Here is a 14,518-nt window from a genome sequence, read left to right as displayed (position 1 = left end):
TCCTTCCTCCTAGTCAGCCAGATGGGCAAATCCCATTTTTTCACGAATCTTATCATGGAGATTTGCAATCACAGCTGGTTTTTCTACTTTTGGAGCATCCTCATGAAGAAGCCAAGTTTTAGCCCAATGTGTCTCTGATACTGAGAATTGAGGAGCTTTTTGTTCGAAGTCAATCTGCATTGCGTAGTCAGAACGCAAGGCAAAAGCATCCCCTTTCAGGTCAGTATAAAGTGACGGAGGTGTTCCTGGGATTGAGTAAAGATCCCCTTTATCATCAGCAAGCTGAGGCAAGCTAGACAAGAGACTCCATGTATATGGATGGCGAGGGTCATAGAAGACTTCCTCAACCGTTCCATACTCAACGATTTCTCCTGCATACATAACCGCTACCTTATCCGCAATACTTGCCACCACACCAAGGTCGTGGGTAATAAAGATTGTTGTGAAATGATACTCGTTTTGTAAAGATTTTAGCAAATCAATAATCTGAGCTTGAATAGTTACATCCAAGGCAGTTGTTGGCTCATCACAGATCAAGACATCAGGTCGGCAGGCAAGGGCAATAGCAATAACGATACGTTGACGCATTCCTCCAGAATATTGGAATGGGTATTCATTAAAACGTCTATCTGCGTCTGGAATGCCAACCTTATTCATGTAGTCAATGGCCAATTCTTTCGCTTCTTTAGCTGTTTTTCCTTGGTGTTTTACAATAACTTCTGTAATCTGACTACCAATTGTTTTAATGGGGTCCAAACTAGTCATTGGGTCCTGGAAGATAGTCGCAATCTTAGCACCACGAATTTGTTCCCAATCCTTGTGAGAAGATAAAGCTGTCAAATCCTGACCACGGTAGTCAATACTACCTTGGGCAATGCGACCATTTTCTTCGAGCATACCTGTGAAGGTCTTTGTCAAAACAGATTTACCTGATCCTGACTCACCTACCAAGGCTAATACTTCTCCTTCAACTAGTTCAAGGGAAACGCCGCGAATGGCTGTCAATACTTTGTCACGAACGTCAAATTCCACGACAATATCGCGAGCAGTCAAAATTACATTTTTTTCTTTTGTCATTTCTACTCCTATCTATGTGTACGTGGATCACTAGCATCCGCTAAGTTTTGACCAACTACGAAAAGGGACAAGGATACCAAGACAAGGGTTGTCAATGGAATCCAGAACAAGTAAGCATTGGTTGTTACGTTTTGTGAATAATCCGAAATCAAACGACCCAAACTTGGCACTGTAATCGGTAATCCAAGACCGAAGAAAGACAAGAAGGCTTCGTATGAGATAAAGCTTGGAAGCATTTGAGTCATGGTTGTCACAATAACAGATACCAATTGAGGCATGATATTTTTGGCAACAATCTTCAAGGTTGGTGTTCCCAAAGTACGTGACGCCAAGTTGTATTCCAAGTCACGATAGCGCAAGATTTGCACACGGATCATGAAGGCGATACCAATCCATGTTGTTACGCTCATGGCAAAAATCAGATTCCAGAATCTAGCTCCGATTGAGTAAGTCAAGACAATAACAATCAAAAGAGGTGGGATGTTTGAGATGACGTTGTAAACTTCCATCATGACACGGTCAACTGATTTTGAAATACCCCAAATACCACCGACAAAAACACCGATAACCAAGTTAATCACTGTCGCAATCACAGAAATGAGGATGGAGTTACGAGCTCCGAACCAGACACCGTCAAAGAGCGATTTACCGTTACTGTCAGTACCGAACCAATGCTCCGCATTTGGCTTGATATAACGAATACTAAAGTCGTTTACCTTGCTGACATCATTGAAATCAAACTTAGAAAACATTGGGTAGATGAAACTTATCAAAATGATGGCTACCAAGATTCCCAACATGACTACAGTTGATTTTTTCTTCATAAATTGTTTAAACACTGATTTCCAGTAAGAATATGCTGGCGCATCAATAGTTTCAGAGGCAAAATCGTCACGTTTTACAAACTGAAATTTTTCTTTATCGATTGTAGACATTATTTGCCTCCTTTCTCAGTCAATTTAATACGTGGGTCAATAATAGTCATCCAAATATCTCCCAAAAGACGTGAGAAGATAGAAATACATGTAAAGATGAAGACAAGACCAACGACCATAGAGTTATTAGATGCTTTTACAGAGTCAATCAACATTTTACCCATACCTGGGAAGGCGAAGACTGTTTCAGTAAGGGTTGCACCACCGATAACCCCAATGATGGCACCAGGAATTCCTGAAACCAGCGGAACCATGGCATTTTTAAATATGTGTTTGTTTGAAATTTCTTTTTCAGACAAACCTTTTGCACGAGCGAAACGAACAAAGTCTTGAGATTGCAAGTCAATCATGTAACGACGAATCCAAATGGCTGTACCAGGAGCACCCAACAAACCAAGGATGACTGCTGGTAAAACGTAAGAACGCCAATCTCCAGCTCCCAAGATAGGGAATGAATCTGGAAGGGCAATAGATGATCCAATCAATCGAACGATGTAAACCAAGGCAATCGTTGGAAGAGCAAGCAAGAAGGTCAAAGCCCCTGTTGAGAGGCTATCAATCCAAGTGTTCTTGAAACGAGCCATGGCTGAACCAAGTGGCACGGCAAGAGCATAGGCAAGAACCAAACCAATCAAACCAGTAATAGCAGAGCTGACAATCATAGATGGATATTGGTAATTACTTTCAGTCGCTGTATAAGGATCATCTTTCCCATAGCTAGCTACTTCACGAGAGTCAGCCTGACTAGGTGACTTGTAGGTTCTTGAGTAAATATTTACAGAAGACGTTTTCTTACCTGTTGGGAACTGAACTTGGGCAGTTTTGGTTTGTCCTTGACCTTGAGTAATAACCTGAAGAACTGGTGTATTAGCATAGGTTGGGTAAGAGTCACCTAAATTCAAGTTCACAAAGTTTTGATGAACAAATGGGAACTGACTGTTAAAGTACAAGAGATATTTATGTTTAGTTCCTGAACCGACCAATGACCATCCGATAGCTGGATCATTTTCAAAACGAAGGTAGCGTTTCAAGTCTGGATTTTCAGGGTCTTGGATTTTATTTGTATGGTCAATGTCAATCAAGTTAGCATAGAAGTGAAAAACACGTTCAAAAATTGGAATTTCACGAGTAGCATAGAATTGACCACTTTCAGTAAATTCTCCCAAAGTCCAACCATGACCTAATTGATTGATGTACTTTTCATAAATAGCTTTATTGGTCGCATTTGCTTCTACTGTTACAGAAGAATCCATGCTACTTGCCTTTTCTTGCAACTCTTTAGTATCGTAATACTCAATGTAGCCCATACGCTCAAACACAGTATTTTCATAGTTATCACGTTTATCAGCCGTTGTCGCAATTTTATTATAGTTAGGATCCTGCTTGAAAATCAATTTTCGAGGAACCAAGGTATAGATAATCGTGTAGGTCAAAGTCGTTACTAAGAAAATCGAAACCAATGACCGCAAAACACGCATAAAAATATATTTTTTCATATTATTTCCTTTAAAAATCCCAAAAGAACCTTCTCCTCATGGAGAGAAAGTTCTATTAGAAATTATTTACTTCACATGACTTGCCAATTCTTTTTGAGCTTTCTCATTTGATTCAGCTTTTTCTTTCAACCATTTTTCACGAGCTTTTTCATACTCTTCCTTAGTCACCACTTTATCTTGTAATTTCAAATATTTGAAGTAAACATCTGACCCCTTAGAGCCTGTTTGCGCAGAAGCTCCAGTAAATGGAACAATTCGTGAAAGCACTGGTGCTGCACCAGAAGAAGCCATAGCAGGAATAAAGAGTGAACTATCTGTCAACCATGCTTGAGCCGCTGCATATTTTTCATAACGGACATTCAAGTCGCTTGTCTCTTTGGCAGCTTCATCAACTAATTTATCGTATTCTTTCAAACCAACTTGAACTACTGAAGGGCTATTTGGATTATCAAATCCTAAATATGTTTTTGTAGTTTCACTGCTAGTTGTTTTTAAAATATCCAGGTAAGTAGATGGGTCTTGATAGTCTGGCCCCCATGAAACTCCTCCCGATATATCCCAATCCTCAGATGAAGCATTGGCAGCATAGTAAGTAATATTAAGGAATTCATCACTTGTCATTTGTTGAATATCAACAACGACATTTTCAACACCAAGAACTGTTTCTACAGATTGTTTAAAGGACTGAATACGAGATATGTAGTTTTTTGATGCTTGGTCTACTGGAACGTCCAGATGAATAGGAAACTGAACGCCGTCTGCTTCTAAAGCTTTCTTAGCTTTCGCAAACTCTGCCTTGGCCTTGTCAGCATTGAATAAACCATCCTGCCCATCAGCTAAATTCACACCTTTCCACTCATCACCATAAGCAGGAAGTTGAGCAGCGACTAAATCACCAAAGGTCTTCTCACCAGCTGAAACAAAGTCTGGTTTTACAAATAAATTACGAACTGCTAAAGCTGCTCCATCTTTACCATTGATTTGAGCTGAGTAAGCTGAGCGATCAAGAGCAAAATTCAAGGCTTGACGGAAATCTTTGTTAAGCAATGCCTTCTTAGTAGCTACTTTCTCTGAATCTGTAGTTTTAGAAGTATAGTTGTAACTTTGGCGATCAATATTCACACCCAGACCAGCAATCCCAGAGCCTGATTGTGTGTAATAGATATTGTCCTTGTATTCTTCTGCAACCTTAGAATAGTTGGAGCTGGTAGGGTAAAGACGGGCATAACTATAAGCTCCACTAGTGAAGTTACGCTCTAGCGACTCCTGATCTGATCCATCATAGTAAGCTAGATTGATAGTATCTAGGTGGACATTTTCTTTATCCCAATATTGCTCATTTTTTACAAACTCTACAGAAGATTTTGCAGTCAACCCTTTCAACAAGAATGGACCATTATAAAGCAAGGATGTCGGATCTGTTGGTTTAGCAAAATCGCTTCCTTTTGATGTTTCGAATTCTTCATTCAGAGGCCAGAAAATAGAATAGGTCAACTTAGAGTTCCAGAACGGTTCAGGCTGGTTCAAAGTGTATTGTAACGTATAATCATCAACCGCCTTGACACCAACTGTTGAAAAATCTGTTGAAGTTCCTGATAGATAATCTGCCAAGCCTTTAACCGAATTTTCAGCTAAATACATAGCTTCTGATTTTTTATCTGCTGCGTGTTTTAAACCGTTCACGAAATCTTTAGCCGTCACCTCTGCATATTCTTCTCCATCAGAGGTAAACCATTTAACCCCTTTACGAATCTTATAAGTGTAGGTCAAACCATCCTTAGAGACTTCCCAATCCTCTGCAACTGCAGGAGCAAGATTACCGTAATTATCGTTAGTGAATAAACCATCAATCCCATTTGAAGTCACTACTGTTGTACTATTTTTACTTGAAATCAGGTAGTCCAAGGTTTCTGGGTCTGCTGTATAAACATAGCCATAAGCTTTAGGGGCTGATGAATCAGATGATTTTGAAGAACTGCATGCTGCAAGTACACCTGCTGCTAATAAAACAAGACCTGCTGTAGCAAATACACGATTTTTTTTCATTTTCTACTCCTCTGTTTATGTGAATTATAGATTGACAACCATTATATCACATTATCCATTAAAAATCAAACAAATTTTCAGAATATTTAGGCTTGTTGGCACAAATTTTTCATTTTTTTTTGAATATATGATTCAAATTGTCGTTCGAAGTGTCAAAGACTACAGTGAAAATAGGAAATTTGACGCAGAAACTTTGGAGTTTAGGAAGACATACAGTAAAATGAAATACGGACGAAACAATGTGATTTTGGAATTCAAATTAAATTATAACAATATTGTAGAAGTATCATTCTAGTATTCAAGATTCAGTTTACTATGTCTTTTCACACCAACCTTATTCCGAATTCAATTACTTTTGTGATTTACATATATAGATTAAGACTATCTTTTATACTTTAAAATTTCTCGCTACCTTATCCACTATATGCTCCTCGCTATCACGTTTCTATTCATAGCCTACGATTTCACTATTGCTTTCTCTGACAATTCTTATTTCCTGCGTCAGACTTAAAACGATCTATCCCCAGACCATTTTAATCCGCTACCTCACGATAGTCAGGCTTGGGGAGCGCTATTGTATTCACCGGTAGTGGATCCCTACAGAGGACTTACACCTCAGATGCACGACATGCCCATCGTATAAAAAAATCTCCTACCCAAGGTAGAAGATTTCAAACTTATAAAACTTAATCCGTCATGTCCGATACCAACATTCGATGCTCCAATGGAATACTGCACATAACTAGCAAGAAAATAAAGCCTGACTGAATCCAGAAGAGAGCCAAGTCAAAAATTCCGTGCACAGCAACCACTGTAAGGAAAGATAGATAAAGGCCGATAATCGGACGTTTCCCCGACTCCTGACTCATATCCATCATCAAGCGAACAGGAGCAACAGAAGACAAAACTAATAAAATGGTACCCACAATTCCGTAACTCAGAATCGTATCAATATAAAGACTGTGGGCATGTTCATGATAAGGAGCATGTATCCGAGGATAAGAGTGCATATAGGTCAATGGCCCTTCACCCCAAAAAGGATTTTGCTTAAACAAGGCCATCCCAGCATCCCAGATAGAAATGCGTTCTTCCATAGAAGAGTCTAAAGTACCCATTCGAACTCCCAAATCACTAGAAAAGAGGAAACTCAAACCAATCGCGAAGACCCCAATACTAAGCCAAAAGGCCTTCCAGTTTTTAATAGTCGTAAAGAGATAGATAATTGCTCCAGCGATAATAGCAGGAAAGGCAGTTCGATTTTGAGTAAAGTTCAAACCAAAGAGATTAACAAAGCCTGCAATCACACAGAATACTTTCAACCAATTCAACTTGGTCGTTGTAAACAGATAGAAAGCAATCATAATACAGAAACAACAAATAATTCCATAATAATTAGGATTAAAGAAGGTCACTTCTGCCCGGTTCTGATGCCACACCTGCATATTGGGTGAAAGAAAAGCATAGTTAAATTTCTTCACAATTTGGAAATGTTCTAAACTGGCAAAAGCAGCTGACAAGACACTACCAAACAAGACGAACTGCAAAATCAATCGAAAGAATTTATGGGATAAAATCGACTGATAGTGCAAAAAGAAAATAGTAAATAGAAACATTCCTACTGAAGCCACAAGACCCATCCAATTTTGTGCAAGAATGGATATAACAGTACTATAGCTAAGAAAAAGAAGCAGCATCGGATGCTCCCCCATTTTCTGAAGAATACTTTTCATGTCTCCTGTAAAAATCAAACTGATAATATATAAACAGAGTACAACTACAAAAAGATAAAAGGGTAAAAAGATACTTAGGATAATTCCCAATAAAATCAGCTCTTTACTAGACAACCCCTTCAGCTTTTCAATAAAGCCTATTGATTTCAAAATGAATCCTTTCTCTCCAAATCAGCTGATTCAGATAATAGTAAGCTGTCCTATATTGTACCACTTTTTTAGCAATTTGAAAACAAAGGAAACGTTTTCCAAAATAAAAACCCTATTTTATCCACCATATCAAGGCTTCAAAATGTTACTTCAACTCCATTCTCAATTACCCGATAAGTCTGATTTTGCAAATCAATTTCTGCTACTGCTGTTACGGACTTATCTTTATTTTGACGTTTGATTACAATGCTGTGAGCTGTTGGTGTCTCTATCTCAGTAGTCCCTTCTAGATCAAAGGCTTCTGAACGGTTACGGAAAGAAAATAGATTGAGAAGGGCCTTCACAACAGGTCGTTGCACTTCTTTTGCTATTTCCTCGTTGCTATAGTAATGACGATTAATATTTCGACCTTCTTTAGTTTCTTCTAATAATTTCAAGTCATTCTTGCCTGCTAATAGACCCACATAGTAAACCTGAGGAATACCTGGGGCAAAAGCTTGAATTAGACGAGCGAGAAAATACTTGACATCATCATCTCCAAGCGCTGAATAGTAGGTTGAATTGATTTGGTAGATATCTAAGTTGTTATACTCGGCACTAGAGTACTTACGTTTGACATTGGCTCCAACCTTATAGAGTTCATTTGAAGCATAGTCAATCTCCTCATCGGTCAGGATATCCTTGACATCTACTACTCCAATCCCATCATGGGTATCTAGCGTCGTAAATTGCTTCATCGGGCTCATCTTTAACCACTTAGCCAAACGCTCTGTTCTGGAACTGTAAAGAGTATAAAGTGTCACCATTGGAAGAGCAAAATCATAAACATAGTAATCATGGTCTGCTATTTTAAACTGAATCGAATAGTGTTCATGAATCTCAGGTAAAAGCTCTGTCCCATACTCAGCAGCGATATCTCGAACTTTGTCCAATAAATCCCAAATATCTGGTTCCACAAAGAAATCATTAGTATCCAATTTCTTCACTGCATAAGCAAAGGCATCTAGACGAATCAAATCACACCCATTACTTGCCAAGTGCTGAATGGTCTTACGGATAAATTCCATAGTTACTTCTTTGGTCACATCAAGATCAATCTGCTCCTCACCAAAGGTATTCCACAAATGTTCCACTGAACCATCTTCAAACACAATCTCTTGCTTTGGTGCACGATCCTTACGCTTGTAAATTAAATCTACATCAGACTGTGTCGGACGGTTTTCTGGCCAAAACTTATCCCAGTTTAAAAAGAGAGCTTTAAATTCACTGGCTTCATGTTTTTCTTGATAGTCCTTATAATACTTGGATTGACGAGAAATATGATTAATCATAAAATCAAACATAAGATAATATCTCTCACCTAAACGCTTAACATCCTCCCAATCACCAAAAGCTGAGTCCACTTCGTCGTAGTCAACTGGCGCAAATCCACGATCACCTGTTGATGGGAAAAATGGTAAAAGGTGAACTCCTCCAATAGCATCTCCAAAATGCTCTTCCAAATTATCATATAAGTCTTTAAGATTATTTCCAAGGCTATCAGAATAGGTAATCAACATGGTTTTATTTTGAATTGGCATCATTACTCTCCTTTTTCTAATTGAAGCCAAGTCTCATATGATCTGGCTTCATAAATAAAATTCATTTTAAATCTCTATTTATCATCAAACTCGTACTAATATAGACTGTGATAAACAAAGTACTACTTTCTTGTTTTCTACATAGAATTATCAACAAGCTGAACTCTTCCTCTGTGTCAAAGACTATAGATTCCATGAGCTCTTCTTATACTATTCGAAAATCTCTTCAAACCACGTCAGCTTCACCTTACCGTACTCAAGTACAGCCTGCGGCTAGCTTCCTAGTTTGCTCTTTGATTTTCATTGAGTATTACTTCACTGCCCCGTTGCTCATTCCTGAAATGATATGGCGTTGGAAGAAGAGATAGACAATGGTGATACTGATAATGCCGACCACGTAAGAGGCAAAGCTTGGTCCGTAGTCGTTGAAATATTGGCCTGCGTAGTTGTATTGGAACAAAGGCAGAGTCCACATTTTGGAATCCCGGTTCAAGACAAGGAGTGGCAACATGAAGTCATTCCAGAACCAAAGGGCATTGATGATCATGGTTGTCGCATGCATCGGTTTCATCATTGGGAAGATGATGCGGAAATAGGTTGTAAATTGATTAGCCCCATCGATCTCTGCTGCTTCATCCAGACTTTCTGGAATCGAGATTTTGATATAGCCAACATAGAGAAAGAGGGTCTGTGGAATCGCATAGGTCAAGTAGAGTAAGATCAAACCAAAGGTATTAGCCAAACCGAGTTTACTCATCATAACCGTAATCGGAATCATGATGACTTGGAAAGGTACGAAGATTCCGAGGATTAAGAGGGTATACATGATGGTAAAGGCTTTTCTTTTACTCATATTGCGAGCGATGGAGTAGGCTGCCATAGGGATAAAGATCATTACTGCAAGTAAAGACAAGACAGTGATGACGACAGAGTTCCAATAATAGCCTCCAATCCCATCAGCTAAGAGACGGCTAAAGTTGTCCCATGTGAAGTTGGTTGGAAAGCCAAAGAAATTATCTACAATATCCTTAGTGGGTTTGAAGGAACTAAAGAGGGTAGCAAGGAGCGGCACTAAAATCAGAACCGATCCTAGAATCAATAGAATGTATTTGCCAATCAGGGCTTTTCTTTCATCTTGTTTCATCATGCTTCTCCTCTTAAATTTCAAATTTCTTAGATACTCTCAATTGGATGATCGAAATCACTACAATTAAGAAGAACAAGATTACGGCAATGGCATTGGCATAACCGAATTGGTTGTTTTTAAAGGCATAGTTATAAACCAAGAGCCCAAGTGAGGTTGTGGCATTGTTTGGACCACCACCGGTCATGGCAAAGACTTGGTCAAAGGCAGTCAGCCCACCTTTTAGGGCTAGGATAAAGACCATAGAGACACTTGGTAGCAAGTAAGGCAATTCAATGTTCCAGAAAACTTGCTTGCTAGTCGCACCATCAATCCTTGCTGCCTCTGTAATCTCAGTTGGAATAGATTGCAAACCAGCTAGGAAGATGATGATGGGCATAGCCACCCCTTGCCAAAGAAGGACAAAGACAGCCGCAAAGATTGCTCCCCACTTAGTCCCTAAAAGACTGGTTTGGAGAAATTCAATATGAAGGGCATTCCCAATCGCTGGAAGACCGTAGTTGAAGACTTGCTTGAAGATCAAAGCCACTGTCAAACCAGATAAAACAGCTGGGAAGAAGAACCAAGCACGGAAGAAGGTTTGGCCTTTGATTTTAGAATTCAAGACACGCGCAATGAAGATCCCGAGTGCAATCTCACCAACCACCATGGCAATCGTAATGATTGCGGTAAAGCCAATCGCATTCATGAATTTTGGATCCATGAAGAGGAGCTTAAAATTGTTTAAGCCAACAAATTTGTAGTTATAAGTCAATCCTGTCCAGTTGGTAAAACTGTAAAAGGCTCCTTGAAACATCGGCACATAGAAGAAAATTGCTTGTAACAAGAGGGGGATGACCACAAAAGCCCATGCCCAATATTTTTGTAATACTTTTTTCATAGTCTCTCTACTCCTAATCCACATCCGCTTTCATCGGGTTAAAGAAGGCATTCAAATCATTGACCATGCCTTGTTTATCACCGGTCAAGACATAGTTCATGGTCAAGGTATGGAAGTCTGCTTCACTGGTCCAGTATTGTTGCAACCAGACCAAGTGACGATCCGTAAAGGCATATTCGGTCATACCAGCAAGCGGTGAATCTTCTCCTGCTTGTTTGACCCCTTCGATCGCTGTTGGAGATCCGTCCACATCGTAGTATTTTTGCATGACTTCTGGACGGGTCATATATTCCACAAAGGCATTGGCTTCTTTTGGATGTTTGGTGGTGGCTGAGATAGACCATGCCAAGTCTCCCGCACCAACGGTTAAGCTTTGTCCTTTTTCTTTTCCTGGAATCATGAAGGTCCCAATCTTAAAGTTCGGTTTTTGTTCATTAATCGCTGTGATCGCCCAAGACCCATTTGGTGTCATGAGGACATCCCCACGTGCGAAGGCTCCGATAACATCGGTATAGCCAGCACCTTCCCAGTTCTTTTGCTTAGAGCCATTGATGCGAAGGATGTCCATGACCTTGATATCATCTTTCATAATCGGATCCAACAATTTAATGGCATTTGGTTGAGAATAACGAAGGTATTGATTTGCTTCTTTTCCTCCACCTGTTGCTGTCGCAAAGGCTAATTGATTGTAACCATTGAGTGTCCAAGCATCTGCACCTGCAATTCCAAATGGTGTTTGTCCTTTAGCAACGATATCTTTGACTAACTGTTCAAATTCATCCCAGGTTTCAGGAACCTTCAAGCCCAGTTCTTCGAATTTATCTTTGTTGTAGTAAATTCCATAAGCATTAGCTGTAAAAGGAACGTTGTAAACTTTTTCGTTTACAGCATATTTTTCAGCGTAGCCATTTTTCACGCGTTTCAGGTAGTCTTTGTTGCTCAAATCTTCAAAGACACCTGCTTTTGCCCATTCTTGCAGTTCGATGGACTGTGGGTAAATATTGACCACATCAGGCACATCTCCTGCGAGAACGCGTGTCTTCAATACTTCACCAGCATTTGGTACATTGACGACTTTGACCTTGATCTTAGGGTTTTCCTTCTCAAAATCACGAGTGATTTCTTCCAAGGTTTTGGTCATTTCTTTTTTCTGGTTGAAATACTCGATGGTCACTGTGCCATCCGCAGATTTACCATAGTTGGAGCAAGCGCCGAGCCCAACCAAAGCTAAACCTGTAGTTGCAAGAAGTCCGATTTTTTTATACCATTCCATTAGAAAGCCTCCTTTATAAATTTATACACCCTTATCATAGTCTTCTAAAAATATACTGTCTACTCAAAAAATCTCCTTGGGATAAGATAACAGTTAGGCCCGCATACATTAGTTCTGCACCTGAGTAAACTTCGCCATTTTCCTGTAATTTATATAGTCCCTCTTCATCCAAATCTTTTAATTTTAAAGTTGTTTCCATGGTCTCTACAACAGATAAAACGCGAACGTAGGTTACAATCGTTTGATTTCCGTAATTAAATTGTACAGCTGCTTCATTGGATGCAGTATCAGGATTAATTAGTCTATACTGCTGTCCTAACTGAACTACTGGTCGTAATTCTTTATACAAGTTCACCTGATTAGCAATCGTAGCTTTCTCTTCATCTGATAAATTTGTCAAATCAAGCTCATAGCCCAAATTTCCCATCATTGCTACATGGCCACGTGTTTCTAATGGTGTCATTCGTCCCATCTGATGATTCGGTACTGCTGACACATGAGCCCCCATAGAAATGGTTGGATAGAGATAGGATGAACCGTATTGAATTGGTAAACGTGCAATGGCATCAGTATTATCACTAGCCCAGACTTGTGGGAAATAGCGCATCATACCAAGATCATTTCGTCCACCACCACCAGAGCAGGACTCAAAGAGAATATGGCTGTGCTTCTCTGTCAGATAAGAAACGAGTTCGTAAAGCCCCAGCATGTACTGATGAGATTGCATCTGTGTCTCTAGATAAGTTAATCCATTCCCTAGCTTAGTGATATTGCGGTTCATATCCCATTTAATGTAATCAATATCATGATAAGATAGGAGTTGATCTAAGACACTTTTCAAGTATTCTACTACCTGAGGATTGGCAAGATTAAGTACTAATTGATTCCGAGAATAAGTATGCTCATAGCCAGGAACCTGAATAGCCCAGTCAGGATGTTGACGATACAAATCACTATCTACAGAAATCATTTCGGGTTCTAACCAAAGTCCAAACTGCAAACCTCTTTCATGGATAGCTGAAATCAGACTTTCTAGACTTCCACCCAGTTTTTCCTCATTAACAACCCAATCACCTAAAGCACGATTATCATCAAAACGATTGCCAAACCAACCATCATCTAATACAAAAAGTTCAATGCCAACTTTCTTAGCTTCATCTGCTAACTCTAACAGTTTTTCTCTCTGAAAGTCAAAGTAAGTAGCTTCCCAGTTATTGATTAGAATTGGACGTTCTTTTTTAGAAAATTCACTTAGCATAATGTGCTTCAGTACAAAATTCTGACTTTCATGACTAATACCAGTTAATCCCTGATCTGAATGAGTCACTAAAGCTACCGGTGTTTCAAAGTATTCCTCAGGGGCTAACTTCCAAGAAAAGTTTTCTGGATTAATGCCAATAGCCACCCGAACTTCATTCAATTGATTTTTTTGAACAAAAGCTTCAAAGTTGCCACTATACATTAGTTGAATAGCAAACACATTCCCAGCATCCTCTGTGACTCCTTGTTCGCATAGTAGAAGAGCTGGTGTTTGAGCATGACCAGAAGCACCTCGGTTTGAACTAATCGAAAAGATTCCTTGTTCTACCTGTTGACGTCTAACAGTCTTTTCACGAGCATAAGCACCCTGCAGAGTTACTATTTCGTAATCTGCAGCTGGAAAATCAGCCATAAAAGAAAAATCTTTATGGATGACAACTTCCTGATTACTATTATTATCTAATTTACTGTAGCTAGCAATAGTCGCATCATTATTAAAAGTAGTATAATACAAAGTCAGACTAAGTTGAGCCTTAGAATCTTCTAACATTAAGACAAGAGTCTCTGTATCGTCCATGCTATGTGGAGAAGGTAAGCCCTGTGGACCATTCTGACCTTTTAAAATCTTTGCTTCTACAAATCGAAAGTCTGTTACTTCAGTTACATTATGCTGAACCTGTATGGTTGGTTTCCTAAAATCTCCTAAGCCATGTTGTCCAAAAATTTGACGTTGAGTATCTAAACTAAAGGTTCGATTAGTAGCTGTTGGATTTCCTGAAAAGGCATGGTCTCGTTCATAAACACTATTGGAACCTTTATAGTTCTTAATAGTCTTTCCTAAATGTTTCAAAAGTAAGTAGCCATTTCGATTTTCAATAATCAAACTTAGATTTTTACTCTCAACATAAAATAGATTATTCTCTATCCTAACTCCCATTTACTTCACC

The 14,518-nt window shown here is 39.2% G+C and carries 10 protein-coding genes; all 10 read right to left on the bottom strand.

Features of this window, described 5'->3' with window-relative positions:
* Positions 1-9: 9 nt before the first annotated feature.
* The 10 genes from AT689_RS04645 to AT689_RS04600 all read right to left on the bottom strand — a co-directional run bounded on the left by AT689_RS04645 (position 10) and on the right by AT689_RS04600 (position 14,508).
* Positions 10-1,077, bottom strand: a complete 1,068-nt coding sequence (locus AT689_RS04645; RefSeq protein WP_000159554.1) for an ABC transporter ATP-binding protein — start codon at positions 1,075-1,077, stop codon at positions 10-12.
* 8 nt (positions 1,078-1,085) lie between these two features.
* On the bottom strand, positions 1,086-2,012 hold the full coding sequence (oppC, locus tag AT689_RS04640) for an oligopeptide ABC transporter permease OppC (RefSeq protein WP_000103698.1): 927 nt from the start codon (positions 2,010-2,012) through the stop codon (positions 1,086-1,088).
* Positions 2,012-3,508 (bottom strand): ABC transporter permease, encoded by a 1,497-nt coding sequence (locus tag AT689_RS04635; RefSeq protein WP_000759902.1) that lies wholly within the window; start codon positions 3,506-3,508, stop codon positions 2,012-2,014. The genes oppC and AT689_RS04635 overlap by 1 nt, the downstream gene beginning before the upstream one ends.
* Positions 3,509-3,574: 66 nt before the next feature.
* A complete protein-coding gene (locus AT689_RS04630; protein ID WP_000742229.1) occupies positions 3,575-5,554 on the bottom strand; it encodes a peptide ABC transporter substrate-binding protein in 1,980 nt (659 codons plus the stop codon).
* A gap of 686 nt (positions 5,555-6,240) precedes the next feature.
* Positions 6,241-7,434 carry an O-antigen ligase family protein gene (locus AT689_RS04625; protein WP_000835622.1) on the bottom strand — a complete coding sequence of 398 codons (1,194 nt, stop codon included), beginning with the start codon at positions 7,432-7,434 and terminating at the stop codon, positions 6,241-6,243.
* Between the two features lie 137 nt (positions 7,435-7,571).
* Positions 7,572-9,014, bottom strand: coding sequence for a sucrose phosphorylase (gene gtfA, locus AT689_RS04620; RefSeq protein WP_001122331.1), 1,443 nt, complete (start codon positions 9,012-9,014; stop codon positions 7,572-7,574).
* 310 nt (positions 9,015-9,324) lie between these two features.
* Positions 9,325-10,158: a carbohydrate ABC transporter permease gene (locus AT689_RS04615; protein ID WP_000806561.1), complete on the bottom strand. Its 834-nt coding sequence runs from the start codon at positions 10,156-10,158 to the stop codon at positions 9,325-9,327.
* 13 nt (positions 10,159-10,171) lie between these two features.
* Positions 10,172-11,038, bottom strand: a complete 867-nt coding sequence (locus AT689_RS04610) for a carbohydrate ABC transporter permease (protein ID WP_000757161.1) — start codon at positions 11,036-11,038, stop codon at positions 10,172-10,174.
* A 13-nt stretch (positions 11,039-11,051) separates the two neighbouring features.
* Positions 11,052-12,311, bottom strand: a complete 1,260-nt coding sequence (locus AT689_RS04605; RefSeq protein ID WP_000455428.1) for an extracellular solute-binding protein — start codon at positions 12,309-12,311, stop codon at positions 11,052-11,054.
* 34 nt (positions 12,312-12,345) lie between these two features.
* A complete protein-coding gene (locus AT689_RS04600; RefSeq protein WP_000538918.1) occupies positions 12,346-14,508 on the bottom strand; it encodes an alpha-galactosidase in 2,163 nt (720 codons plus the stop codon).
* Positions 14,509-14,518 lie beyond the last annotated feature (10 nt).

This window comes from Streptococcus pneumoniae (assembly GCF_001457635.1).
Lineage (GTDB): Bacteria > Bacillota > Bacilli > Lactobacillales > Streptococcaceae > Streptococcus > Streptococcus pneumoniae.
This window is presented reverse-complemented; position numbering and strand designations above follow the sequence as displayed.